This window comes from Microbacterium sp. BE35 (assembly GCF_031457705.1).
Taxonomy (GTDB): Bacteria; Actinomycetota; Actinomycetes; order Actinomycetales; family Microbacteriaceae; genus Microbacterium; species Microbacterium trichothecenolyticum.
Genome location: NZ_JAVDXD010000001.1, coordinates 1,114,656 through 1,138,297, shown reverse-complemented (window position 1 = coordinate 1,138,297; position 23,642 = coordinate 1,114,656). Strand labels below are relative to the sequence as shown.

22 protein-coding genes are annotated in these 23,642 nt (G+C 63.1%); 9 read left to right on the top strand and 13 right to left on the bottom strand.

What is annotated here, in order from left to right:
* Window positions 1–17: 17 nt before the first annotated feature.
* From J2Y46_RS05025 to J2Y46_RS05010, 4 genes are all read right to left on the bottom strand, one after another.
* Window positions 18–1,004, bottom strand: coding sequence for an ABC transporter permease (locus J2Y46_RS05025; RefSeq protein ID WP_310240680.1), 987 nt, complete (start codon window positions 1,002–1,004; stop codon window positions 18–20).
* Complete coding sequence (locus J2Y46_RS05020; RefSeq protein ID WP_310240677.1) at window positions 1,001–2,605, bottom strand: sugar ABC transporter ATP-binding protein; 1,605 nt, start codon at window positions 2,603–2,605, stop codon at window positions 1,001–1,003. The genes J2Y46_RS05025 and J2Y46_RS05020 overlap by 4 nt, the downstream gene beginning before the upstream one ends.
* A 114-nt stretch (window positions 2,606–2,719) precedes the next feature.
* On the bottom strand, window positions 2,720–3,145 hold the full coding sequence (locus tag J2Y46_RS05015) for a RidA family protein (RefSeq protein ID WP_310240675.1): 426 nt from the start codon (window positions 3,143–3,145) through the stop codon (window positions 2,720–2,722).
* Window positions 3,146–3,191: 46 nt separating this feature from the next.
* Window positions 3,192–4,358 carry a substrate-binding domain-containing protein gene (locus tag J2Y46_RS05010; protein WP_310240673.1) on the bottom strand — a complete coding sequence of 389 codons (1,167 nt, stop codon included), beginning with the start codon at window positions 4,356–4,358 and terminating at the stop codon, window positions 3,192–3,194.
* Between the two features lie 335 nt (window positions 4,359–4,693).
* Between J2Y46_RS05010 and J2Y46_RS05005 the strand changes: the two genes are divergently transcribed.
* Window positions 4,694–5,305 carry a DJ-1/PfpI family protein gene (locus tag J2Y46_RS05005; protein WP_310240672.1) on the top strand — a complete coding sequence of 204 codons (612 nt, stop codon included), beginning with the start codon at window positions 4,694–4,696 and terminating at the stop codon, window positions 5,303–5,305.
* Window positions 5,306–5,534: 229 nt separating this feature from the next.
* On the opposite strand, the gene J2Y46_RS05000 is transcribed toward J2Y46_RS05005, so the two are convergent.
* From J2Y46_RS05000 to J2Y46_RS04985, 4 genes are all read right to left on the bottom strand, one after another.
* Window positions 5,535–6,326 (bottom strand): SDR family oxidoreductase, encoded by a 792-nt coding sequence (locus J2Y46_RS05000; RefSeq protein WP_310240670.1) that lies wholly within the window; start codon window positions 6,324–6,326, stop codon window positions 5,535–5,537.
* A 64-nt stretch (window positions 6,327–6,390) separates the two neighbouring features.
* A complete protein-coding gene (locus J2Y46_RS04995; protein WP_310240668.1) occupies window positions 6,391–7,110 on the bottom strand; it encodes an SDR family oxidoreductase in 720 nt (239 codons plus the stop codon).
* 46 nt (window positions 7,111–7,156) lie between these two features.
* Complete coding sequence (locus J2Y46_RS04990) at window positions 7,157–7,945, bottom strand: SDR family NAD(P)-dependent oxidoreductase (RefSeq protein ID WP_310240666.1); 789 nt, start codon at window positions 7,943–7,945, stop codon at window positions 7,157–7,159.
* A gap of 138 nt (window positions 7,946–8,083) precedes the next feature.
* A complete protein-coding gene (locus J2Y46_RS04985; RefSeq protein ID WP_310240664.1) occupies window positions 8,084–9,184 on the bottom strand; it encodes a substrate-binding domain-containing protein in 1,101 nt (366 codons plus the stop codon).
* 178 nt (window positions 9,185–9,362) lie between these two features.
* Here J2Y46_RS04985 and J2Y46_RS04980 point away from each other — a divergent pair, with 178 nt between their 5' ends.
* Together J2Y46_RS04980 and J2Y46_RS04975 are read left to right on the top strand one after the other, a co-directional pair.
* Complete coding sequence (locus J2Y46_RS04980) at window positions 9,363–10,970, top strand: sugar ABC transporter ATP-binding protein (protein WP_310240663.1); 1,608 nt, start codon at window positions 9,363–9,365, stop codon at window positions 10,968–10,970.
* Entirely contained in the window at window positions 10,967–11,989 is a 1,023-nt protein-coding gene (locus J2Y46_RS04975; RefSeq protein WP_310240661.1) for an ABC transporter permease, read from the top strand. Before J2Y46_RS04980 ends, J2Y46_RS04975 begins: the two co-directional genes overlap by 4 nt.
* A gap of 134 nt (window positions 11,990–12,123) precedes the next feature.
* Here the strand turns inward: J2Y46_RS04975 and J2Y46_RS04970 are convergent, their stop codons facing one another.
* Window positions 12,124–12,435, bottom strand: a complete 312-nt coding sequence (locus J2Y46_RS04970) for an EthD family reductase (protein ID WP_310240659.1) — start codon at window positions 12,433–12,435, stop codon at window positions 12,124–12,126.
* 222 nt (window positions 12,436–12,657) lie between these two features.
* On the opposite strand from J2Y46_RS04970, the gene J2Y46_RS04965 reads away from it, so the two are divergent.
* The 6 genes from J2Y46_RS04965 (at window position 12,658) to J2Y46_RS04940 (ending at window position 20,314) form a co-directional block, all read left to right on the top strand.
* On the top strand, window positions 12,658–13,686 hold the full coding sequence (locus J2Y46_RS04965; RefSeq protein ID WP_310240658.1) for an alpha/beta hydrolase: 1,029 nt from the start codon (window positions 12,658–12,660) through the stop codon (window positions 13,684–13,686).
* Window positions 13,687–13,924: 238 nt separating this feature from the next.
* A complete protein-coding gene (locus J2Y46_RS04960; RefSeq protein ID WP_310240656.1) occupies window positions 13,925–14,770 on the top strand; it encodes a pyruvate, water dikinase regulatory protein in 846 nt (281 codons plus the stop codon).
* A gap of 20 nt (window positions 14,771–14,790) precedes the next feature.
* On the top strand, window positions 14,791–17,196 hold the full coding sequence (gene ppsA / locus J2Y46_RS04955; RefSeq protein ID WP_310240654.1) for a phosphoenolpyruvate synthase: 2,406 nt from the start codon (window positions 14,791–14,793) through the stop codon (window positions 17,194–17,196).
* A 588-nt stretch (window positions 17,197–17,784) separates the two neighbouring features.
* A complete protein-coding gene (locus J2Y46_RS04950) occupies window positions 17,785–18,525 on the top strand; it encodes an HD domain-containing protein (protein WP_310240652.1) in 741 nt (246 codons plus the stop codon).
* Window positions 18,526–18,980: 455 nt separating this feature from the next.
* On the top strand, window positions 18,981–19,691 hold the full coding sequence (locus J2Y46_RS04945; protein WP_310240650.1) for an ATP-binding protein: 711 nt from the start codon (window positions 18,981–18,983) through the stop codon (window positions 19,689–19,691).
* Entirely contained in the window at window positions 19,688–20,314 is a 627-nt protein-coding gene (locus J2Y46_RS04940) for a response regulator (protein ID WP_310240648.1), read from the top strand. The genes J2Y46_RS04945 and J2Y46_RS04940 overlap by 4 nt, the downstream gene beginning before the upstream one ends.
* 182 nt (window positions 20,315–20,496) lie before the next feature.
* Here J2Y46_RS04940 and J2Y46_RS04935 read toward each other — a convergent pair whose 3' ends face one another.
* The 4 genes from J2Y46_RS04935 to J2Y46_RS04920 form a co-directional block, all read right to left on the bottom strand.
* Window positions 20,497–21,507 carry an alpha/beta hydrolase gene (locus J2Y46_RS04935; protein ID WP_310240646.1) on the bottom strand — a complete coding sequence of 337 codons (1,011 nt, stop codon included), beginning with the start codon at window positions 21,505–21,507 and terminating at the stop codon, window positions 20,497–20,499.
* Window positions 21,508–21,832: 325 nt separating this feature from the next.
* Complete coding sequence (locus J2Y46_RS04930; protein ID WP_310241096.1) at window positions 21,833–22,621, bottom strand: M56 family metallopeptidase; 789 nt, start codon at window positions 22,619–22,621, stop codon at window positions 21,833–21,835.
* 13 nt (window positions 22,622–22,634) lie between these two features.
* Window positions 22,635–23,012 (bottom strand): BlaI/MecI/CopY family transcriptional regulator, encoded by a 378-nt coding sequence (locus J2Y46_RS04925; RefSeq protein ID WP_310240644.1) that lies wholly within the window; start codon window positions 23,010–23,012, stop codon window positions 22,635–22,637.
* Window positions 23,013–23,057: 45 nt separating this feature from the next.
* The gene (locus J2Y46_RS04920; RefSeq protein WP_310240641.1) at window positions 23,058–23,474 is read right to left on the bottom strand and encodes a Rid family hydrolase; all 417 of its coding nucleotides are present in this window, start codon (window positions 23,472–23,474) and stop codon (window positions 23,058–23,060) included.
* Window positions 23,475–23,642: the final 168 nt, after the last annotated feature.

The window sequence follows — 23,642 nt, the reverse complement described above, 5'->3', positions numbered from 1 at the left end:
AGGAACAGTATTCGCGCTCATTTCTGCACCGCCTTCGAGCGAACCCGGTAATAGCTGACTGCTGCCACAACGACGATGCCTTCGACAAGGAGGCGGGCTCCGTAGGAAAACTCGCGAAGCGACAGCATGTTGATGAGCAGGGCGACAAAGACGGCCCCGAACGCGGAGCGCATTGGTGAGCCCAGCCCGCCCTGGAGTGCGGTGCCTCCGAGTAGTACCGCGGCGATCGCGTTGAATGTCAGTCCGGTGAACTGATCGGTGCTGGCACGACCGAACGAGCTGACGGAAAGGATCGCGACTACCGCGATCGCGAGGGTGGCAAGCACGAACGCCAGAATGGTAAGGAACGGCACTGACAGGCCACTGGCACGCGCGGCCGCCTTGTTCTCCCCCATCAATCGCACCTCGACACCACGCCGGTGATGCCGGCTGAAGATCGTCGCAACGACGGTGATCGCGAGGAAGATCCAGGTCGAGATCGGCACACCGAGCAGACTCGCGTCGCCTAGCCAGCGCAGCAACGTCGCGTCGACAGTGAGTGCGCGGTTCCCGGTCACTGCTGCGACAATGCCTGCTATTGCGGCACCCGCGCCGAGAGTGACGATGATCGGGTTGGCACCAAGGCTCACCACATAGCCCTGCACGGCGCCCACGATGAGGGCAACCACGACAGCTACCAGTAGAGCGAGCGGCACCGGCAGCCCCGCGTTGAGCGCGATGGCGAGCGAAATCGCTACCGATGTGGCCGATTGCTCGACGGACAGTGGCAGAAAGTTGCCCGACAGGGTGATGAAGGTCAGCCCCACGGCCACCGTCCCGGTGAGTGCGGCACTACCGATGGCCGAGCGAAAGTTCTCGTACGTAAGGAAGGCAGGAGTGGTGACCGCGAAAACCAACAGCAGTCCCACGATCACGGCGACAGCGAAATTCGATCGACGCAGAATCGACGTGGTTGCAGCCCCCTCGCGCACGGCCTTTGGCAGGCTCGCTTGTGTCGTGCTCATGCTGCGCGCTCCTGTGTTCCATGAGTGACATCGATCATGACCTCGGCCTCGTCGAGCCCGATCGCTGGTCGCGCCCGAACGAGAGCACCGCGGTAGAAGGTCAACAGCGTGTCTGCGAGGCCGACGGCCTCGGAGATGTCGGACGAGGCAAAGATCACAGTGACGCCCGAGTTTGCAAGCAACCGGAGCTGACGGTAGATCTCAGATCGTGCACCGATGTCCACGCCGCGCGTCGGTTCCTCGACGAGCAGCACGCGTGACTTCCGCGACATCCATTTGCCCAGCACCACCTTCTGCTGATTGCCGCCGCTGAGAGTGCCAACCGCGCTCGTCAAGCGATCGCGGCTGACGCTGAACATGTCTGCGAGCTTCTCGGCATGTCTGCGAGCACGTGCCGCGGAGTACCACCCTCCGACGGACACGGACCTCAGGGCCGGCGCCATGAAGTTCTGGGTTACGGAAAAGCTGTAGAAGAACCCGTCACGTTTGCGATCGGCCGAACAGTATGCGATGCCTTGGGCGATCGCCTGTCGTATGGAACGCGGGCTGCTGCGTCGACCCATCATGTAGACCTCGCCGCGGGCGGTGTGGTCGATGCCTGCGATCGCCTGCAGGATTGAGGGTGCTCCGCTGCCGATCTGCCCGACAAGACCGACGATCTGCCCCGGTGCAATGCTGAGATTCACCGGAGTGACCAGTTGCGACGTGGTGAGCTCGCGCAGCTCGAAAACGGGGGGCAGACTCGTGTCAACCTCCTCCAAGCGTTCGGGAAAGACGTTCTCGAGCGTCTGCCCGAGCATCATCGCGACGACCTGGGATAGGTCAGTCGACTGGATGTCAACGGTGGGCTGGCTGTAACCGCCGCGCATGATCGTTGCTCGATCTGCCAACATGAACACCTCGCGCAGGCGATGAGTGACGTAGATAACTGCACATCCAGTCGCCGCCAACCGCCGCACGACCTCCAACACCCGCTCGATCTCGACGTCTGAGAGCGCGGCGGTTGGCTCGTCGAAGATGAGGATGCGGGCGTCTCGCGCTATCAGCCTGGCGATCTCGATGAGTTGCCTCTCGGCGACCGAGAGCTCAGCGATCGGTCGGTTGCGGTGGCTCTCCGGCAAGCCGACAAGGTCAAGGTGTGGTTTCGCGAGACGCTGCAGCCGTCGCTGGGTCCAAGCTCCAGGCAGGTTGGTACCTAGGAAGACGTTCTCGGCAGCGGTCAGCGTCGCTACGAGGCTGAGCTCCTGCTGTACAACTGCAATGCCGGCGGCAAGGGAATCTGCCGGAGTCGAGAGGGCGATGGCCTTTCCCGCGATCTCAATCTCGCCAGCGTCGGGCTGAACGAGACCCGCAAGGCACTTCACGATGGTGGACTTTCCCGCGCCGTTCTCGCCGAGCAACGCCATCACTTCGCCGGCCTGGACTGTGAAGTGCGCATCCCCAATCGCGCGAGCCTGGCCGTAGGACTTACTGATTCCCGCAACCCGCAGCAGCGGGGCGGGGGACGAGCCTGATGGGACGGCGACTAGCGGCTGGCGAGAGGTTTCATCAACGATCGCCGACGACGCGCGGCCGCGAGAACTGTTGCTACGTGAGTACATCGAGTTCGCACCCTGGATTCTTTGCTTCGATGAGGTGGCCGACTACGAGTCGGTGAGGCCGACCGGTTCCGTGAGCGGGCTCGCCGGACGCCGGAACCGATCGGCAGTTGGCATCTACGGCCGGACGGCGATCGCTGTGATCTCGATCAGCTGACCGTCGACGATCCAGCTGGGTACCGCCACAGTGGTGGAGACTGGCGCGTTGGAATGATCACCAACCCACGGGCCGATGATCTCCGGTACCAGTCGCGCGAACTCGGGAATGGAGCTGTCGGTCACGTACAACGTCCACGCCACGAGGCTCGTACGGTCGAGCCCTTCGGTGGCGAGCAGCTCGTCGAACTTGTTGAGGATGAACCTCAGCTGCCCTTCCAGGTCGTTGGGATGCTCGATTCTCAGATCTTCCATTCCGCCGACCGTCGCTGGAATCCCGGCGAGGTAGACGGTCCGGTCGACGCTCACGATCTGGTTGAACGCGAACGTCTTGAAGACGTCTTGTGAAATCCAGTTGTCGAGCTCGGGAGAGGTCCTGCGGATCATGACGGGGTGTTGCCTTCCTATTGATGGGAGCTTGGATCGGTCGGAATCAGAAGTTGCAGAGCTGGTCGATGCCCTGACCCCAGAGCTTGAACGACGCGACGTTAGTGGCCGCCGTCGCCGGGTCGTCGAACGCGCCAGTGATCGGCGGGTTCGGCAGGTAGTTGTACTTCGCCGGAGTGCGCTCAAGATCCGGCAGCGAATCGGGATCTGCGGGGAACTCGTACTCGTCGCCATCCGTCGTGCCCCCATTGCCGATCAGCGTTGCGAGCGTTGACGCGGCGATCAGACCCTCATAGTCCGGACTGGTCAGCCCCGTGGCGAAGAACGTTCCGTCAACCGTGTTCTTCGCGAGGTCATAGCAAGTTGAGCTGACCACGGCTACGTCTTTGCCCGGCTGAACACCGGCCTCTGCAAGAGCCTTGGCGGCGCCGGCGGCGAGGTTGTCATCAAGGCCGTAGACGATGTCAACACCCTTCGCTAGGAAGCCTTGCAAAGACTGCGCGACCACGTTGTAGGCAGCGTCAGGCGTCAGCGAATCGGCGTTCAGGGTGCCAACTACATTGAAACCAGCGTCGGCGGTGGAGTTGGCAAAGCCAGCGAGGCGGTTGGTGGTGGCCGCATAGCTGGGCGGCCCGGTAACCTGCAGCACGTTCCCGCCGTCCGAGTGCAGCGTGAAGCCGTCTTCAAGCAGTGTGTCGCGCGCCGAGATCGCGAGCTGCCCGCCGACCTGGCCATTAAGGGTGTCGTTCACTCCTGCGTACGCGGTGAAATACTCCTCGGACTCAGGCAGAGGGGTTTGGTTCATCTGCACGATCGGCACTCCCAGCTGGTGCAGGCGACTCAGCGAGGCGATGCCGGCGCTGCTGTCGGCGGGCCACCAGATGATCCCAGCGGGCTTCTCGCCGGATGCCAGATACTGCTGAACCTGCGTGTCTTGCTCCGTCTGGTCGAAGTTGTTCTCGACGGCCGTGAGGGTGTATCCGTCCGCCTCGAGTTGCTCGGTCGCCCCTGCGATGGCTGCGGCCAGATACGGATGGCTCGATGTTGGTGAGAACATCACGACCTCGGTGCTGTCGGAGGCGGCACGGTCGCCGCCATCACTGCTACTGCAGGATGTGAGTCCGATAGCGCTGGCCGCGACAGCGGCGAATGCCAGGACAGGGATGAGTGGGATTCGCATTGGTCGTTCCTTCAGAGTGATCGGCGTCGTCATTGCTCCGCCGGAATTCGTATGAGTCACAGTGCCACCGGCGTGCCCTGACGAGTCGGGCAGAAAATGCTCGCTTGCGGTCGGATCCTGCTTCGCTGTTCGGCTACCTGCGAGCCATCACAGTGTGTTGGCCGGTCAGACCGGGCGACGTATACGGGATCAGCGATCCTGTATACGTGTCAGCTTGCGAGCGCCGCGCCTCGGGAACAAGACCCCCTTTTGGGTATTTACAAGACGGAAACGAGCCGTCCGCGGAGCGAAACAGACGCGGCAGGATCCGCTCGAGACCGAGTGCTATTTGCCCGGCAACTTCAACAAAGTAGAGGCAGTGTTCTCACATGAATTCGATCAATAGCACCCCTCTGAAGCACATCGGCATCTTCGCCTGCGAGGGCGCCGACGAGTTCGACATCGTCGCACCATGGGAGGTACTCGCGCTGTGGACCACGCAGCACCCGGAAGATGGTTACCAGACGTCGGTCTTCTCTCCCACGGGGGGTCCGGTCACCGGCAGCAAGGGACTGTCGATCGGCGCGATGTACTCGATCGAGGCTGCGCCCGACTACGACGTGGTGATCTTTCCTGGAGGTCCCGGTATTGAGGCAATCGTCGACGACCCGGTCCAACTCGAGTGGGTGCGCTCGCTGCGTGCGAATACGCCGGTGCTGGTAAGCGTGTGCACAGCTGGAACTCTGTTCGCCTCGGCGGGGTTTCTTAGCGGACGCCCGGCTACCACCCACGAGCGGCGGCTCGAGCGCGTCGCCGGGATCGATCCCTCGATCCTTCTTCGCCCTCTGGACCGTTACGTCGACGACGGTGACGTCGTAACCAGCCAGGGCATCAGTGCGGCGATCGATGTGGCGTTGCACCTGGTGGCGCGCTTCGCCGGCGAAGCGCGCGCGGCCGCGGTGCGTGACGAAATGCAATATGAGGCCGAGTATCAACTCTGACGCGAACGTCCGGCGGCGAGGTCGGCCGAGTGCGCATGTCCTCTTCCTACCCGGCACGCACGACTGCAAGTGCGGGATTCGCGGAGGACCGGATCACTTGCGGATCAGAATGTCCCGTTGGGCAATCTTGCGATCGGGCCCTCACTGTTGATTTCTCGACCGCCCGGGGGCCGGGCGGTCGAGAATTTGGTAGAGGTGCCGATCGTCCTCATTCGACCGGCACCTCCGCTCATCGGATGGTGAATCCCCCATCCACCACCAGGTTCGCGCCGGTCACCCACGACGACTGGTCGCCGGCGAGGAACGAAACTGCCTTCGCTACATCCTCCGCCGTGCCGAGGTTCGGCCAGGGCGACTGCGCGTGCAGCCCCGCGTTGAGGGTCGGATCGTCGAGGAACTCGCGCGCCATGGCCGTCTCAAGAAATCCAGGACAGATTGTGTTGACCCGGATCCGATGCTCGGCGAAGTCGACAGCGAGCTGCCTTGAAAGATTGACCACTCCACCTTTGGACGCGCAGTACGCCGGCTCCTCCGGAAGACCGACGAGCCCCCCGATGGAAGCGATGTTCACGACGACCCCACGGGTCCCGTCACGCGGCTCCTGTTTCAGGAACTGCGTGATCGCCAGCTTCGAACCGTTCCACACGCCCTTGAGGTTCACGCCGATCGTCTTGTCGAAGACTTCCTCCGTCTCCTCGACGATGTTTCCAAGACCGAAGAACACGCCAGCGTTGTTGACGAACACGTCGAGCCGGCCGTATACCCCGACGGCGGTTTCCACGACACCCGACATCTGCTCGAAGTTCGAGGTGTCAGCAGCGACGAACGTTGCCGCCCCGCCCTCATTCTGGATGAGTTCGTGCGTGGGAACCTCAGGTGAGTCGTCGTATCCACCGGCGCGGGGCTGCTCTCTGAGATCCGAGCAGACAACCGAGTAGCCGTCCCGCGCGAGTCGGAGCGCAATCGCGCGACCGTTTCCGGAACTGGCACCGGTTACGACCGCTACCTTGGTATCTGTCATCCTGTCTCTCCTTCTTGCGGTTTCAAGAGGCCTGCTCGAGGCGATCGAATGAGTCCCACTCCGCTCAATCTCTGACGAGCTCGGAGTACATGGCCTCGATCGGCTCCGAGAGCGTCTCGCGGATCCATCGCGTGTCGTCGTCGCCGAGCACTTCGTAGTCGCGGCGCTCCAGCCCGTCGTAGGTGGCACCGACGATCTCGCGCGGGGACGCCTTCTGCACTTCGGTCTCGTGGGCAACCATCGGCGTGTCCACCCAGCTCATAAACAGGCCCAGCACGTGGACGTCCTGGTCGGCAAGCTCGACACGCAGCGCGTTCGTTGCGGACCAGAGTGCGGCTTTGGACGCCGAGTACGCCCCGTGAGCCGAGGAGCGCCAACTGAGCGCGGAGTGGACATTGATGATTGCGCCACCTCCACGTGCCGCCAGACCAGGTGCGAAGGCCCGGACAATCTCGACCGCGCCGAAGAAATTGGTGTCGAAGATTTGCCGGAACTCCGCCTGCGTGCCGTGAAGGAGGGAGTCTTTGAGTGGGTAGATGCCTGCGTTGTTCACGACAACCGTCACATCGCTCGCAGTGGCGACTGCATGCTCGATCGATGCCTGATCCAGTACATCGAGCGCGAGCGGGACGACACGATCATCGGCCCAGTCCCGCGGCGTACGCGCGGTGGCGTAGACCTTGCTGGCTCCCCGCTCGAGGGCCTGCGTCACAAACTCGACGCCGAGTCCGCCGTTGGAGCCAGTGACAAGCACCGTCTCTCCACTAAGAGTGAGTTCAGTCATTTGGTGCTCTCCTTGTTTCCGTGCACAAGATTGGGGAATGGGACGCTCAGAAGAGCGTCTCGCCGCCGGCGACGTTGAAGGACGCCCCTGTCGAGAAGGACGCCGCGTCCGAAGCGATCCACGAGACAATCGAACCGACATCGGCGGCGGTGCCGATGCGTCCGACGGGGATGGTCGCCGCGGCGAACTCGTCGATCAGCGCGCTCGCAGCCTCAGGGGGAAGGCCCTTGTTTTCAGCCTCGAGCCGGAATCGCTCCTCCAGCATGTCTGTGAGGTGCGTTCCCGGGCAGACCGCGTTCACGGTGATGCCTTCGGACGCCAGCTCAAGCGCAAGCGACTGAGTCAAGCCGATGACGCCTGCCTTGGTCGCACAGTAGATCGCATATCCGGGGCGCCCCTCCACACCGTACTGGGAAGCCATATTGATGATCCTTCCCGTCCCTTTGGAGATAAACGGGATGGCTGCGGCGCTCATGACGGCGGTGCCACGGAGATTGATGTCGATGACGCGGGTGACATCCTCGTCTGGAATGTCCGGCAAAGCCGCGAAGTTGTGGAAGACCCCTGCGTTGTTGACAAGGATGTCCAGGTGCCCATGCCGGGACACGATCTGCTCAAGGAGTGAGGTTGCCGCGTCACGATCGCGGATGTCGAGCGTCGTCGCCCAGGTGTCAGCTCCCGTGTCGGCGCCAATTTCAGCCGCAGTGTCGGCAGCGTCAAGCACGTCGGCGAGAATCACCGTCGCTCCGTCCGCCGCCAGGGCGCGGGAAATCCCCGCACCCAAGCCCCGGGCCGCGCCGGTTACAAGAGCCACTCGTCCTTCGAGGGTGTACATGCTGCTTACTCCTTGCTGCTGCTGGTTTGCACGATTTTGAGTCGAGTTGACGACGCCCGGGCGGGGATACTCACCAGCCGGTGTCGATCACCTGCGGGCGGGCGGATTTCGCGCCCGCCCGCGTGGTGTCTCAGCGGCCTAGCCGTGCCACTGTTCGAGGTATGCCGCCTTGAAGTCCGAGTCGGAGATCCATGCCCCCTGAGCGGAGCCGGCGTTCGATTTGTCGAACAGGCGAATGGGAATGTTCTGGTCGATCGGCTCCTGACCAGCGAAGATGCGGTTCAGGTTGTCAATACCCGCGTAACCAGTCCACTCGTAACTAATGGCGGTGCTCGCCTTCTGGTAGCCACCGTCGGCAATCAGTTTGAGATTCGCTCCGTCACCTCCGGAGGAGACGAGGAACGTGGAGTCTCCAGACGTCAACCCCGCCTGACGGAGTCCGCTGATGATCTGCAGACCGGCGAAGTCGAATCCCGCCCAGATCACGTTGAAGTCGGGGTTTGCTCGCGCGAGCGTCGCGGCCGCGGCCGGCAGTGTGGTCGTAGCATCCGCGACCTGGAAGTCCTGGCTTGCCACGAGCTTGCAGTCACCCCCCGACGACTGGCATTCGTCGATGAAGTCTTCAAGCCCACTCTGGCGAGTGATCAGATTGCTCAGCGAGGGGTCGTTGAGCTGCAGGTAGCGGGGGTGACCATCGGTGGCTACGAATGCGTACTCGGCGCTGGCGCGGCCCATGTTGGCAACAGTCTCAAGAGACGGCTCCACGTCCGCGTACGGACCTTTACCGTCCTCCGCGCCCAGGTCCCAGCAGAAGCTGCAGGAAACAGGAATACCGGCGGCATCCGCCGCCGCCAGACCTGCGCCGACCGTGGTCTTGTCCAAGGCAACAAGAACGATGCCGTCAGGGCGCGTCGTGACGGCCTGCTGCAGTTTGTCGTTCGCGATGGTGGCGGAGCCCTGACCGTCATAGATGGTCGAGTCCCAGCCGATGGCTTTCGCCGCACTGTCGAGGGCCTCGGTCAGTCGTTTGGCCGAGTCTTCAGCCATCGTGATGGTGACAATCACCACAGACTTGTTCGGAACTGCCTCCGGGCCACCGGTGGGCGGCAGATCGGTCTGCGGCGCCTTCAGGCCCTCGACCTTTTCCTGCACGCTAGCGAAGTACGCCGAATCCACTTCTCCGGCGTCGTCCTGCGTCCCTCCTGTCGAGCATGCAGTGAGCGCCAGCGCGGCTGCCATACCGACGGCCGCAAGCTTCCATCTCCGACTGAACATCCTTGTCCCCACTCTTCATCGAGTCCTATGCGCCGAGCAGACCTAGGCGCGGAATAGCGTATACAGCATACGTGACTCAGGGTATAACATACCCAATGCTGAATGCCGAGGCTACAACCACGAAGATGTGACAAGGATGGCGATGGTCAACGAAACCCCTGAGCGCGACGGGCACGGTATGGGCACGGCTGCCCCTCTCGCTCTCCAGATCTCCTCGCTGAGCAAATCGTTCGCGGGCGTACAGGTGCTGCGGGATGTGTCCTTCGACATCCGACCTGGGGAGGTTCACGCCCTGCTAGGGCAGAACGGCTCCGGGAAGTCCACCCTCATCAAGTGCCTCGCAGGCGTCCACCGACCTGACGCTGCGACCATCGAGGTGGCGGGGCGCCACCTACCGCACTCCATGTCACCCAATGAGGCACGCAAGTACGGTCTCGCTTTCGTACATCAGGACCTCGGCCTCGTCAACGACATGACCGTGGCGGAAAACCTGGCGATTGGCGTCGGCTTTGAACGGCGGGGGCCACTCATCTCCTGGCGAGCGCAGCGGCAGCGCGCCGCGCGCGTGCTCGGCGAGTTCGGACTCGACATCTCCCCCGACGCCCTCATCAGCGACCTTCCCGTTACCGCTCGCACATTGATCGCGATCGCTCGGGTCTTCCAGAACCGAGAAGAGACCAACCTTCCGCCCCTCGCCTGCCTCATCCTCGACGAGCCGACTGCTTCGTTGCCAGACAACGACGCTGGGCTCCTCTTCCAGGCAATCGATCGCGTCACTGCGAGCGGGGTCGGCGTCGGTTACGTCACTCACCGCCTCGGCGAGGTCTTCCAGCTCGCCTCAAGGGCCACCATTCTTCGGGACGGCGTCGTCACTGCAACACTCGACGTTGCCGGCCTCGATCCCCGGGGGTTGTTCTCCGCGATCGTCGGCCGCGCTGAAGTGGCCAGACAGCGAAGGACCTCGTCGGCACGCGACCTCTCCGCGGCTCCTGTTGTTCTGAAAGCCAAAGGGCTTAGCGGTCATCGTGTACAGGATGCCTCGTTGTCGCTGCGAAGCGGCGAGATCGTGGGGGTGGCGGGCCTCGCTGGCAGCGGGCGGAGCGAGCTCGCACGGTTGCTCTTCGGCGCACAGGCGACCTCGTCCGGCTCTCGAGAAGTCAATGGCAGAGCACTCCGAGGTGGTTCCATCTCCCGCGCGATGGCCGCGGGTGTCGCGCTCGTGCCTGAGGACCGGCGGCGAGACGGCTGCGTTCTCGACATGAGCATCACGGAGAACGTGACTCTGGCGAAACTCGACACCAACCGGTTGGGCTTGCTCGATCCCGCGAAAGAGAAGCGAGTGGTCCGAGGGACGATCGGCAGCTTCGACATCCGTCCCGCTGACCCCGATCGGGCGCTGTCCACCCTGTCTGGCGGAAATCAGCAGAAGGTTGTTCTCGCTAAGTGGCTTGCACGCAAACCTCGAGTCCTGATCCTTGACGAGCCGGTGCAGGGCGTCGACGTCGGCGCTAAGGAAGACATCTTCACGATGCTGCGGGTGGCGGCAGCGGAGGGAGTTGGCGTCCTCGTCATCGACAGCGACTTCGACAACCTTGCCCAATTGTGCGACCGCGTTCTGGTTATGCGCGGGGGCCGACTAGTCGATGAGCTGTCCGGCCGACGGATGAACACCGAGACCATGTCGTCGTCGACGTTCGGCGTCGATGACACCGAACTGATCCACGAAGTGCAGTCAAAGGAGATCGTATGACCACCGTTCAGAATCCCTCACAGTTGGAGGCCGACCGCCCAGATGGAGCGATCGGTGTCTGGCATGCCACAAGAAGATCGAGGCTCGCGTCTGGCGCACGCTTCGCACTTCCCGCCCTCCTCGTCATCTTCATCATCGTCTTCTCGATTCTCGAGCCGGCCACCTTCCCGACCCTGAGTAACTTCACGACGATCCTCAGCACGCAGTCCGTGCTCGCGTTGGTGGCCCTCGGTGCCCTGCTCACGCTGATCATCGGCGAGTTTGATCTCTCGCTCGGTGCGCAGATGGGCCTTGCGGCCATCCTGCTGCCTGGCCTGACCGCTCACGGGGTGCTGAGTATTCCAGTGGGGATCATCGTCTCCATCGCAGTGACCATGCTGGTGGGACTCGCCAACGGTCTGCTCGTCGCCAAGCTCAAGGTCAACTCGTTCATCGCGACCATCGGCACCGCAGCACTGATCGGTGCGGTGATGCTCGCCTATTCAGGTGGTTCCGCAATCTTCGACGGCGTACCCCCGGAACTGCTGCTCATCGCCTCGTTCGCACCATTGGGCATTCCGGGGCCGGTTCTCTACGTCGCGGTCATCTCGGTGCTCGTCTGGCTGTTCCTGAAACGAACTCCCCTTGGCCGATACATGTCCGCCGTCGGAGGGAGCAAAGATGCCGCGCGTCTTTCCGGAATCAACACCGAACGGGTCACGATCATCACCTTCGTCCTCGCGGGCGCGCTGACGGGCATCGGCGGCGTCATCATGGCCGGGCAGCTTGGAAGCGGTAATCCGGCGGTCGGCCCGTCGTTTCTGCTGCCCGCGTTTGCGGCCGCATTCCTCGGCGCTACCGCCTATACCGTGGGCCAGTTCAATGTCTGGGGAACGATCACCGCTGTGGTCACCCTTGCCACAGGGGTCGCGGGTCTGAACCTGATGGGGCTTCCCAACTGGGTCGAGCCGGCATTCAACGGCATTGCTCTTCTGACCGCCGTGGCCGTCACAAGATACCTGCGCGGAAAGCCGCTCTAACCAGAACAAGCCGGAGGGGTCACGCGCTATCGCGTGACCCCTCCGGCTTGTCGCGTGGATGCCCGATCGATGTCTCGGCGCCGTCGCCACCCGGGCACGACGTGGGGGCTCGGTTCGATGGAGCCGTGCGTCCGTCAGAAGATGTAGGCACGGCTCCGGATCGGGGCGATGTCGGTGTACTTCGGCGTATCGCAGTAGACCTCGGGGGTAATGGGAGCCTTGTAGGCCGCCTCCATCGCCGCCTCGTCACGGAATCGCAGCTCCGCCACCACGATGGTGCCCGCCTCGACAGCGGGCGGGAAGAACGCCACCGCGCTCTCCAGTCCGTACGGCCCCCAGGCGCTCTGGACCAGCGGCATGTGCTTCGCGAGGTAGTACTCCCGATCGAACCAGGAATCAGCGTCGCCCTGGTACGTCACGAACACGACGACTTGATTGTCACTCATCATTCTTCCCATCTCGGCCTTCGGTGGAGGCTCGACCCACTGCGGCGGCTCCCAGCGGTCAACTGACCGCCGATTCGCCGTCGTAGAGCCTTTGATCTATTATACAAAATTAAGGATTACAAGAGTCAAGGCTCCAACGGGTGTGGATTCTTGGCAATCTCGCCGGGCCCTCGCGCACGAGACACATCGCCCGAGCCGCACCCACCCACACGAAGGAGTGAGATGGCACACCACCCCGGGGATCTTGATCTCCAGTACGTCGAAGCTTCCGGCCGCACTGTTGCTTTCAGGGCCACAGGTCCGTCCGACGGTCGGCCGATTCTGCTGGTGCATGGCTGGCCACAGTCGTCCTGGGCGTGGCGTCATCAATTGGTCGACCTCGCGCAACGCGGTTATCGCGTCATCGCCCCCGATCTTCGGGGCGTCGGCGCATCGAGCACCTATTCATCCCACAGCGACTACGCTCTTCGCCATCACGTCGGCGATCTGATCGCCCTCCTCGATGCGCTCGGCGTCGAGCGCGCTACCTGGGTAGGTCATGACTGGGGGGCTCCCATTGTGTGGGCCGCGCTGCGCCACCATCCGGAACGCTTTTCCGCGGCCGGATCGATCAGCACTCCGTACGACACACTGGAGAAGGGCTTCGAGCAAGTCACGGCCTTCGTCCGCCGCGATGTGTACCCCGAGGATGAGTACCCGGCGGGGCAGATGGACTACTACCGCTTCTACTCCGAGGACTTCGCCGCCGCCAAGTCACATTTCGAGGCCGACGTCCCCGCGTTCTTCACCGCGATCTTGCGTGGCGATGCACCGCACCAGGAAGACGTCGTCTGGCCGACAGCTACCGTCCGCCGACGCGGCGGATGGTTCGATGGCGGCCCCGCTCCTCGTATGGAGATCGACCGGACAGTCATCGACGACAACGACCTGCGGCAGTTCGTTGAGGAGTACTCCCGCACAGGGTTCTTCGGTACCAACTCCTTCTACATGAACGATGACGACAACCGGGCCTTTGTCGCTGAAGCAGGTGACTCACTGATCACCATCCCGACGCTGTTGATCATTGGTGGGCACGACTACGTCAACGACGCCGCCTATTCGGATCTCGCCGAACCGATGCGCGCCGCATGTCGCAACCTGGACGAACGGGTTGTCGGCGCGGCCCACTGGATTCATCAAGAACGGCCAGAAGAGGTCAACAACGCGATCGCTGATCTTGCCGATCGCGGCGCCGCGTGGCCACTTTCCTAGAGTTAGCGTCGATGCTGCAGCGACGTGCTCCGTTGCCACGCGGTAGCTCACCACTAGCGCGGCACCGCATCGACAGGACACTCGGAGCCGAGCACTTATGTCGGCTACCTGTGCCCCCTCACGCACACGCTCCAGGACTGCGGTGCGGGCTGATGGTTGTCAGCCCGCGGCAAGAATGACCATTTTTAGCGACGACTGCTAGGACAAACGCGTCGAAAATCAGGCATACGCTCAAATCATGAAGCCTCCACTCATCGATCGTGGTGACCGGCCCTTGGCCTATCGATCCGCCTACTTCGTATCGGATAGCACGGGCATCACAGCCGAAACCCTCGGCAACGCACTCCTGTCGAACTTCCCCGGCTTCACGTTCGCTAAGCACACCATCCCCTTCGTCGATACGGCTGAGGGAGCCGCGGCGGTCGTGCGCGACATCGACGCCGACGCGCAGTCCGGGCTGTCCCCGATCCTCTTCACAACGACGAAGGATCCGGCAGTGAAGCGGACACTCGGGGCCGCCTCTGCGACGGTGATCGATCTTCTGAGCGGTCACCTCACCGAACTCGAGGCTGCGTTAGAAACAACGGCCTCCGAACAACTCGGCCGGTACCACGCACTTGGTGATGCGACGCAGTACTTCGCCCGTATGCGGGCGGTCGAGTACGCCATCGAGCACGACGACGGCCAGAGTTCACGCGCACTCGACATCGCTGACGTTGTGATCATCGCGCCGAGTCGTTGCGGGAAGACACCGACGACCATGTACCTCGCGCTGCAGTACGGGCTACTGGTTGCGAACTATCCCCTAACCGACGACGACTTCCCAACCGACGAGCTGCCCTCGATGGTCGCTTCATACGCGGGTCGATGCTTCGGAATCACGACCACTCCGCTACGGCTCAGTCAAGTCCGGCACGAGCGGCGCCCTGACTCGAGATATGCCAGCCTCGCGCAATGCAGCCTGGAGCTACGTCGCGCCGAGGATCTCTACCGCCGAAACCGGGTCCCGTTCCTCAACTCTTCGACGAAGAGTGTCGAGGAGATGTCCGCTGTCATCCTGCAGACGCTCAAACTGCGCGCCTGAGAAGCACACGAAGGAGTTCCATGACCAACATTCTCTGGTTCGACGAGATCGGCATGGCCGATCTCCCCCAGGTCGGCGGAAAGAACGCATCGCTGGGTGAGATGGTCTCTCATCTCGCCCATCTGGGCGTTCGCGTGCCCGGCGGGTTCGCGACGACGTCCGAGGCCTACAATCGCTTTCTCGCATCTGGGGGTCTGCGCGAACGCATCCGCGGTTCGATCGAGAAGTTGAACGTCGATGACGTTACTGCGCTCGCTCACGTAGGGGCGGAGATACGCTCGTGGATCTCCGAGCACCCCCTGCCCGCGGATCTCGAGGACGATATTCGCAAGGCGTTCGAGCGGATCGCCTCGACCGACCCGGAGCCGGACGCTGTGACATGGGCAGTGCGGTCGTCGGCGACCGCGGAGGATCTGCCCGACGCCTCGTTCGCTGGCCAGCAGGAGACGTTCCTCAACGTCGGGGGCATCACCAACATCCTGCACGCGATTCGCAACGTTTACGCCTCCCTCTACAACGACCGCGCCATCGCCTATCGCGCACATCACGGCTTCGATCACGATGACGTTGCGCTCTCCGCCGGGGTGCAGCGGATGGTCCGGTCTGACGTCGGCGCCTCCGGAGTCATGTTCACGGTCGACACCGAGTCTGGTTTCGATCAAGCAGTGTTCGTCACGAGCTCCTATGGACTGGGGGAAGCCGTCGTGCAGGGCGCTGTCAATCCCGATGAATTCTACGTTTCGAAGCCCGCCCTCAGCGCTGGTCGCCCAGCCGTTCTCAAGCGATCCGTCGGCGAGAAGGCAATCGCGATGAAATACACCGAAAGCCAGGAGGCCGGGGCGAGCACGGCTTTCGTGGACGTGCCGGTGTGGGCACGAGGTCAGTTCTCAATCACCGACACTGAGGTTGAGGAGCTGGCCCGGCACGCGATCGTCATCGAGGAGCACTACGGCCGCCCTATGGACATCGAGTGGGCGAAGGACGGCATCGACGGCAAGCTCTACATCCTTCAGGCGCGCCCGGAAACCGTCATCTCCCGTGCGTCAGCGAATGTGCTGCGACGGTTTCGTTTGGAAGAGTCCGGCACGGTGCTTTCGTCCGGACGTGCCATTGGACAACGAATCGGCGCCGGCCCCGTACGCATTCTCCGTGACGTCACCCAGATGAGCGAGTTTCAGACGGGCGACGTGCTGGTGGCCGACATGACGGATCCCGATTGGGAACCGATCATGAAACGTGCTGCCGCGATCATCACCAACCGTGGCGGACGAACCTGCCATGCGGCGATTATCGCCCGTGAACTCGGGATTCCCGCGGTCGTAGGCACAGGTGACGCGACACGGACTCTCTCGGACGGTAGCCCCGTCACCGTGTCCTGCGCGGAGGGAGATACCGGCTTCGTGTACGAGGGTCAGCTTCGTTTCGTCGAAGAAGAAACCCACCTAGACCGGCTTCCAGACGCTCCGGTCAAGATCATGATGAACGTCGGAACCCCAGATCAAGCGTTCTCGTTCTCGCGGCTGCCGCACCGCGGTGTCGGACTGGCACGCCTCGAGTTCATCATCAACCGCCAGATCGGCATCCATCCCAAGGCGCTGTTGGAGATGGAGTCGCTGCCTGAAGATCTTCAAACCGACATCTCGCGACGCATTGCCGCGTATCCCTCACCTCGCGACTACTTCATCAGTCGCGTCGCCGAGGGCGTCTCGATGATCGCAGCAGCGTTCGCCCCGGAACCGGTGATCGTACGGATGAGTGACTTCAAGTCGAACGAGTACGCGAACCTGATCGGTGGCGAACGATACGAGCCTCACGAGGAGAACCCGATGATCGGGTACCGGGGAGCCTCCCGGTACATTTCACCGGACTTCCGAGAGTGCTTCGACATGGAGTGTGAAGCGCTACGGTACGTCCGCGACGAGATGGGTTTCACCAATGTGCAAGTCATGGTGCCGTTCGTTCGCACCGTCGACGAGGGCCGCACCGTGGTCGAACTCCTCGCGGAGAACGGACTGCGCGGCGGCGTGAACGACCTCAAGATCATCATGATGTGCGAGTTGCCAACTAACGCGTTGCTAGCCGACGAATACCTCGAGCACTTCGACGGCTTCTCCATCGGCTCGAACGACATGACGCAGCTCACGCTGGGGCTCGATCGAGACAGCGCCCTGGTTGCCGACGCGTTCGACGAACGCGATCCGGCGGTGCTCAAGCTCCTGTCGATGGCAATCGATGCATGTCGCCGCCAGGGCAAGTACGTCGGTATCTGCGGTCAGGGCCCAAGCGATCATCCGGACTTCGCTGAATGGCTCGTGGGAAGAGGCATCGAGTCCGTTTCACTCAACCCGGATACCGTAGTGGACACTTGGCTGAGCCTGGCGAAGCGCACAACTGAAGCCGAGCAAGGCGGCGACGCGGAAAGATGACCGAGAGACTCGCGTCCAGCGAGGAGTCTGTGCAACTCCTCGCTGGCGCGACCCGCTTCATGGTTGTCACGACCTGCGAGATATGTCGAACCCTTAACACCGGAGCCAGGAACCGGAATCCACCGTTCGCACAAGCACCCAATCAGCAAGGCGCGAGGCGCCGCGCCCGCGACGGGAGCCGCGGCGACTACGGAGGGAGCGGGTCGAGGCCTTAGGCAGGGATGCCGGCACGATCCGCCTGTCCTCCCGCGCACAAGCTTGCCGAACCGACACGGGCCGCGTCAGCCGCTGGAGGCGCATGCATACCCACTTTGGCTTCGTTCAGAACTGGTGTTCCGTCTCGCCGCCCACCGCCGCGTTCGCTGGCGACCGCCGAAGGGCGCGTCACACCATGAGGAGCCGGGTCACTCAGAGCATGCCAGGACCACCGGCTACCGCTCGTCCGGCGTTCCGCCAATGACACGGCGCATAGGGGTAATCCCGTACATCGAACCGGGGCTTCCCGCATTGGGGACGTCGTCGCAATCCGCTTGACTCAGCTCAGGCCACTGGACGTCCCAGCGGCTACTCAACGATTCAAGGGGAGCGATGACTACACCCTCGTTCTATGTAGGCGGTGCCGGCGAGCAGGACATCCTGGCCTGCATGCCGGAGACGTGGCCCGTGCCGAAGGAAGTGGCGGGCGTGCGAATCCCTGACTCTGCGCTAGCCCGAGAGGCAACCGACTACGTGCGTTCGATCAGTCCGCCGATCGTGTTCAACCACGCCCTGCGAACCTACGTCTTCGGCGAACTCGTCGCTCGCATCCGAAATCAGAAGCCGGACTCCGAACTCTTCTTCCTCGGTTCCATCCTGCACGACCTCGGCCAGACAGCGGGCTACATCGGAAAGGAACGATTCGAAGTAGAGGGCGCGAATGGCGCGGCGACCTGGCTCCGCTCGCGCTCGGTCGATGAGTCGCGCATCGATGTGGTGTGGGATGCGATCGCCCTGCACACGAGCGTCGGGATTGTTGAATACAAGCGTCCTGAGGTCAGTCTGGTGTCGACCGGCGCGGTGATCGACCTGATGGGATGGGAGGGCGCCGGCCTTGACGGAGAGCAGGCGCTGGCCGTGGCCGAGGCAATTCCGCGTGGGAATTTCACCCGGGAGTATCAGATCGTCATGGGCGAGCAGAGTCGCCGCCGCCCCGTCGAAACCACGTTCGGCAACTTCTATGCCGAGATGGGGGAGAGATTCGTGCCGGGCTTCAAGGCGCTCTCGGTGTGCGATCTTATGGACACCTGCTCGTGGGCGGCCCTCGACGCTGAGCCGGCACACTCCCACTGACATCCGCTAACCGCTTAACCCTCACTCCTCCTGAAGCACCCTGCGCCCGATCGGGCGCGGGGTGCTTCTCTTCGCGTCGGGTAGAAACCTTTCCTAACCCGGTTGTTTCGCCGCTCTCGTCAGCTGTTCGACCCTGCGAAGATATCTGCAATCCCGCGATCCCAAGCGGCCGCCGGAGCAGCGTCACCGATTCACCACGGTCGTGCACCACCGCACCGTTGCCCGGCCGAGAGAATTCTGCACGGCCTCGCCAGCCCGAAATGAGGCGAGAACCAACGGAGTGCAGCGTTTCCGGGTCCGAGAGGGAGGCAGTTGGTATGCATCGGCAACCACGCGGGGAAGCATCTGATGTGTTCGATCTCCGCTCCGCCACAGCGTCCCTCCGCTCAGCGTTCGCAAGCGACATCACAAACTGGCCACAGCACGACCTGCATCGCCGGTCACGGTTGACGGCGGTGGGTGAGCTCACCGGTGTGCTCATCCACGAGATCAGTCAACCGCTCGCGGCGATCGACAACTACATCAGCGGTTGCATCGCGCGGCTCGCCAGCGGCAGCTTCTCCCCCGAAGAGCTCATCGAGGCTCTGAGACTCGCTCACCGCGAGACAAGTCGAGCAGGCTCGATCACATCCAGTATTCGAAGCTTCCTGCAAGGGCAAGCGACCCGGCGGGAGGTCGTAGACGTAAACGACGTTGTGCGCTCGGTGGTACCCCTGATCGAACTAAAAGCCAACCTTGCCGCATGCCACGTTCGAGTTGAGCTCTGCTCCGACGACATGCTCACGCGAGCCGATGCGGTGCTTCTTCGTCAGGTCCTACTGAACCTGGTCTTCAACGCCGCAGAGTCGATCGACTCCTCCGCCTCCGACACCCCCCGCGAGAGGTTGATCGTGGTGAGCACCGATCGTGATGCCGGATGGGTGCATCTGAATGTCGCCGATGACGGACCCGGCCTGCCGGACGTTGGTCACGATCTGTTGTTCGAGTCGTTTTTCACAACGAAGGCCGAGGGACTCGGCCTCGGCCTCAGCCTTTGTCGCACCGTTGTGGAGTCGTTCGGCGGCAGCATCAGTGCGTCGACTGGCCACGGCGTCACGCGCTTCGAGGCGTCGATGCCTGCGGTCAACCTAAGCCCAACGCCCGCATCGCCCGGTTCCGCCTCATGACACGCACTTACGTGATCGACGATGATCCAGCTGTTCGTGCGAGCACTGCGTGGTTGCTCGGTTCAATCGGACATGAGGTTCACACGTTCGCCACGACGCACGAGTTCCTGACCGCCTACGCGGAGGAGGAGGCGAGCACCCTCATCCTCGACTTGCGGCTCCCGGGAATGACTGGCCTCGAGTTCAACCGCTACCTCAAGCACAACGGTTACAGGGTGCCCGTGATCTTCATGACGGCGCACGGGGACGTTTCCACGTGCGCGACCGCGCTGCGTGACGGTGCCTTCGACTTCTTCGAGAAGCCGCTTCCGCCACAGCATCTCCTGGAGCGCGTCAACGCGGCGATTGCCAGCGATTCCGATGCGTTGGCCGCCCTCCAGAGAAAGAGACGCGCGGTCACGCTCGTAGCCAGCCTGACCGCGCGGGAACGCGAGGTTATGGAGTTGATGATCGCGGGCGAACCGACCAAGGCGATCGCGTCTGCTCTGTGCATCAGCGCAAGGACTGTTGAAGTGCACCGGGCAAGAGTGCGCGCCAAGCTTCACACTGCCAACCTGGCAGAAATGGCGATGATCGCGCGAAACGCCAACGACACCCCGGGACCGAAACAGCGGGCCGGCTAGAACGTCGGCCGTGCTCGCCCAGACGCGCCCGACTTGCCTGGTTCCGCGAGGCCTGACGGAAGTGACGCGCCGGGGTGCCCACGTAAAGCGGGACCCCCACATCTAACATCCGAAGGTGTTCGCATCGTCGACATCCGGCGCTGTGTACGCTGTGCCGTCGTTGGGCGGCGGATGGCTTCCCGTCAGCGGGCGGCTCCCCGCTGTGCAAGCGAGTCGATCGCGTCGCTGACTTCGAGCGGACGCTCCTGATGAATCCAGTGGGCCGCCTCGACGACGCGCTCATCGAGGTCATCGCAGAGTTCCCTCATGGGCGTGGCGAGGTCCGAGTATGCGGCGTCGTTGACGTAGTCGTATCGCCCGATCAGGAGGAGAGCCGGAACGTCCACGCGCTGACGATTGGCGGACGCTACGAACGCCTGGTTGTCCTCGTCGTTCATGTAGAAGGCGTTCGTGCCGACGAAGCCCGTCTGAGAGTACGCATCGACGAAACGATCGAGATCATCGTCCGAGATCACCGAATGATCCGGTGCGATCGTGGGCGCTGAGTCACCATCAAACCAGCCGCCACGACGTCGAACGGTGGCGGTCGGTGAGATCGAGTTCTGCTGACCGGGCTGGTCACCGCGCAGCACGTTCGCGAAGAATGCGGGGATGTCGGCCTGGAACTGGCGCTGCGCGTCGGCGAATCGCTCCTTGTAAAAGAGGTAGTAGTCCATCTGCGCCGCCGGGTACTCCCGCTCAGGGTAGACGTCGCGGCGCGCGAAAGAGCTCATCCGTTCAAAGCCCCATTCCAGCGTGTCGTACGGCGTGCTTATCGAACCCGCCGCGGCGAACCGCTCGGGATGATGGCGTGCGGTGGTCCACATCACTGGCGCGCCCCAGTCATGACCGATCCATGTCGCCTTGTCGATCTTCAACGCGTCAATGAGCGCGATCAGATCAGCGGTGTGGTGGCGGATCGCGTAGTCCTCGTACCGTGTGAACACTGTCGAGCCCCCAACCCCCCGCAGGTCTGGTGCGATTACCCGGTAGCCGCGCTGCCCGAGTTCCTCGAGTTGGTGCCGCCATGCCCACGACGTCTGCGGCCACCCGTGCACCAGCACGATCGGCTGCCCGTCGATTGGACCGGATTCACGGAAGGCAATGGTGTGCGGCCCAACTTGGACTCTGCCCAAAGGGAGACTCTCACTCATTTATTCAGCGCCTTCGCTCATGGGATTGTTTCCGCCAGGATTGCAGTCCAGTGACGCGTAGGAGAAGGACAAGAGCCGCTCATCTGGCAAAGGATCCGACTCGGGTTGAAGGCCTTCGCATGACCGTGCCGCGCGGCAATCTGCGCTGGCGAGTGCGACCCGCGCCGGGCGCCATTGTGTCAAGGCGGCGGTGAACGGTTCCCGGCCACAGCACTGACCATCCACCGGCCTTCCAGTGCGGGGGTGTTGCTCCTGGCTTTGGGGTGCCTCCGCCGATTTGCTGCGAACCCGTCACCCGCTGCTCGAATGCTTACGCGTCGCCTGACTAGGGGAGCACGACGACCGGTCTGTTGGCCAGCGGCACGCGTCTCCACCTGCGGACGGCCAACCGTTCAGCTCTCACCGCAAGGCTTGGGTCCTGTGTGGCATATCCGATCCTGACGAGGGCATTCGCGAGGTGCGACGGCCCCGCCGCTCGGGCGGCGGCGTCATCGGCCATGAGCTCGATGAGCAATCCGGTGGCGCGGCGCATCCGTCGCGCCGCCGGCACCATCGGAAGGCAGGCTGCGTTCAGATCCGCCAGCCGCAAAGCGACGAAGTGCTTCTGCGTGAGGTGCGCCCTTTCGTGGGCAACGACCGCAGCAAGTTGCGCGGCGGTGAGGGAATCCACCAGCCCCTGGGAGACGACCACCGTCTGTCGCCTCCCCGGGAACGAGCACGCAAACGGCATGGCGAGGTCGGATAGCAGGAGGTCGGTGCTCGCATCCAGTGTTCGCATGCGGTGCGGCGTCTGGAGGATCCGGGTGCGAGTGCGAAGTTCGTTCCTTGAGATCTCACCCGCACCAGCCAGCACGACCCCCGTCGTATAGCCGAAACCCGCTACACAGCCAGCTACGACCAGGGCGGCGCCGAGTCTTCCGGTGCCACCCTGGTCGCCGATCGCGAGGAGGACTGTGGTCAGGAAGGCCAGCGCGAGCGCGGCCAATCCGGAGGTGAACAGGATGTGCCATACCAAGAGGGCGGCGCGCGGATACCTCGCCTGCCATCGACTGGGAGCAAGTAAGGCGGGGACCACGAAGGTCACCAGAATCGTCCAGACCGCCGACCCAATCATGACGATCACGACATCACTCCGGTGGGTGTCGTGCTTTCAGCGCATCCCGAAGGAACGCCACGTCTGTGTCGTCCAGCCGTCCCGCGAACATCATGAGTGCGGCACTTCTGTCGTCCACCGTCGACAGTGCGGTGAGCATTGAGTCGCTCGCGCTTTCCTCCGCGGTGGTGGTGGCCCGGAACCGGAGCTTCCTCGGCGAAAATGCGACTCGATCTACTTGCCCCTTGACCTGCAACCGGTCGAGCACGGTGAGCACGGTGGTGTACGCCGGCCGCGGCTCGCTGAAGACGCCTACGATCTCCTTCGCGCTGAGCGGAACGTCGGCTGACCTTAGTAAGCGAAGCACCTCCGCCTCGAGCTCCCCGAGTGCTCGGGCTCGTCTTCCGGCCATGACGGCCACCTCCGCACAGCACTTTACAGTCCCGGCGTTGCGCGGTCAGGCGTGCGCTTCCACCTCGATCTCGATGAGCATGCCGGGCAGAGACAACGCTGGCACAGCGATCGCCGTCCAGACGGGGTAGTGGTTCGGCATCAGCTTGCCAAGGTGGTCGTGGACCACTGTGAACGATTCTTCGCCGATCGCGTCCGCGCCCACAGGAACCACGTGATAGGTGCGGACGACGTCGACGTTGTCCCACCCCACGCCGGCGGCGGTGAGCACTTCGGTTGCGTTCTGGAATGCTGTCTCGATCTGCTCAGTGTGGGTCTCGGCCAGTGTCTGGTCGGGGCGATGGCCCGTCTGACCGGAGAGCTTGATCACATCACCGATCCGGCGTGCGGGGGCGAAGAAATACGCATCGCGGAGGATGCGCGCAGTCGTGCCTTCAGGGGGAACGATCTCGGTGGAAGTCATTGATGTCCTCATCACGAATTGGTGTACGTGGGCTGCTTCGTCGGATCCGCGCCCAGGCTGCACCTGACGCGGCACGTCGAGATTAGGTCGACGTCGCACGAATGCACCGGGCTCAGGGAAGGATCGGCAGGATTGCCCTGCTACATCGGCAGAGTTGCCTATGTCCGG

Coding starts and splice junctions, on each gene's coding strand:
- J2Y46_RS04960 (WP_310240656.1), top strand. CDS start 13,925: ATGAAGCCTCCACTCATCGATCGTGGTGACCGGCCCTTGGCCTATCGA.
- J2Y46_RS04935 (WP_310240646.1), bottom strand. CDS start 21,507: ATGAGTGAGAGTCTCCCTTTGGGCAGAGTCCAAGTTGGGCCGCACACC.
- J2Y46_RS04950 (WP_310240652.1), top strand. CDS start 17,785: ATGACTACACCCTCGTTCTATGTAGGCGGTGCCGGCGAGCAGGACATC.
- J2Y46_RS04925 (WP_310240644.1), bottom strand. CDS start 23,012: ATGGCCGGAAGACGAGCCCGAGCACTCGGGGAGCTCGAGGCGGAGGTG.
- J2Y46_RS05025 (WP_310240680.1), bottom strand. CDS start 1,004: ATGAGCACGACACAAGCGAGCCTGCCAAAGGCCGTGCGCGAGGGGGCT.
- J2Y46_RS05020 (WP_310240677.1), bottom strand. CDS start 2,605: ATGTACTCACGTAGCAACAGTTCTCGCGGCCGCGCGTCGTCGGCGATC.
- J2Y46_RS05015 (WP_310240675.1), bottom strand. CDS start 3,145: ATGATCCGCAGGACCTCTCCCGAGCTCGACAACTGGATTTCACAAGAC.
- J2Y46_RS05005 (WP_310240672.1), top strand. CDS start 4,694: ATGAATTCGATCAATAGCACCCCTCTGAAGCACATCGGCATCTTCGCC.
- J2Y46_RS04970 (WP_310240659.1), bottom strand. CDS start 12,435: ATGAGTGACAATCAAGTCGTCGTGTTCGTGACGTACCAGGGCGACGCT.
- J2Y46_RS04980 (WP_310240663.1), top strand. CDS start 9,363: ATGGTCAACGAAACCCCTGAGCGCGACGGGCACGGTATGGGCACGGCT.
- J2Y46_RS05010 (WP_310240673.1), bottom strand. CDS start 4,358: ATGACGACGCCGATCACTCTGAAGGAACGACCAATGCGAATCCCACTC.
- J2Y46_RS05000 (WP_310240670.1), bottom strand. CDS start 6,326: ATGACAGATACCAAGGTAGCGGTCGTAACCGGTGCCAGTTCCGGAAAC.
- ppsA (WP_310240654.1), top strand. CDS start 14,791: ATGACCAACATTCTCTGGTTCGACGAGATCGGCATGGCCGATCTCCCC.
- J2Y46_RS04920 (WP_310240641.1), bottom strand. CDS start 23,474: ATGACTTCCACCGAGATCGTTCCCCCTGAAGGCACGACTGCGCGCATC.
- J2Y46_RS04975 (WP_310240661.1), top strand. CDS start 10,967: ATGACCACCGTTCAGAATCCCTCACAGTTGGAGGCCGACCGCCCAGAT.
- J2Y46_RS04965 (WP_310240658.1), top strand. CDS start 12,658: ATGGCACACCACCCCGGGGATCTTGATCTCCAGTACGTCGAAGCTTCC.
- J2Y46_RS04940 (WP_310240648.1), top strand. CDS start 19,688: ATGACACGCACTTACGTGATCGACGATGATCCAGCTGTTCGTGCGAGC.
- J2Y46_RS04990 (WP_310240666.1), bottom strand. CDS start 7,945: ATGTACACCCTCGAAGGACGAGTGGCTCTTGTAACCGGCGCGGCCCGG.
- J2Y46_RS04985 (WP_310240664.1), bottom strand. CDS start 9,184: ATGGCAGCCGCGCTGGCGCTCACTGCATGCTCGACAGGAGGGACGCAG.
- J2Y46_RS04930 (WP_310241096.1), bottom strand. CDS start 22,621: ATGATTGGGTCGGCGGTCTGGACGATTCTGGTGACCTTCGTGGTCCCC.
- J2Y46_RS04995 (WP_310240668.1), bottom strand. CDS start 7,110: ATGACTGAACTCACTCTTAGTGGAGAGACGGTGCTTGTCACTGGCTCC.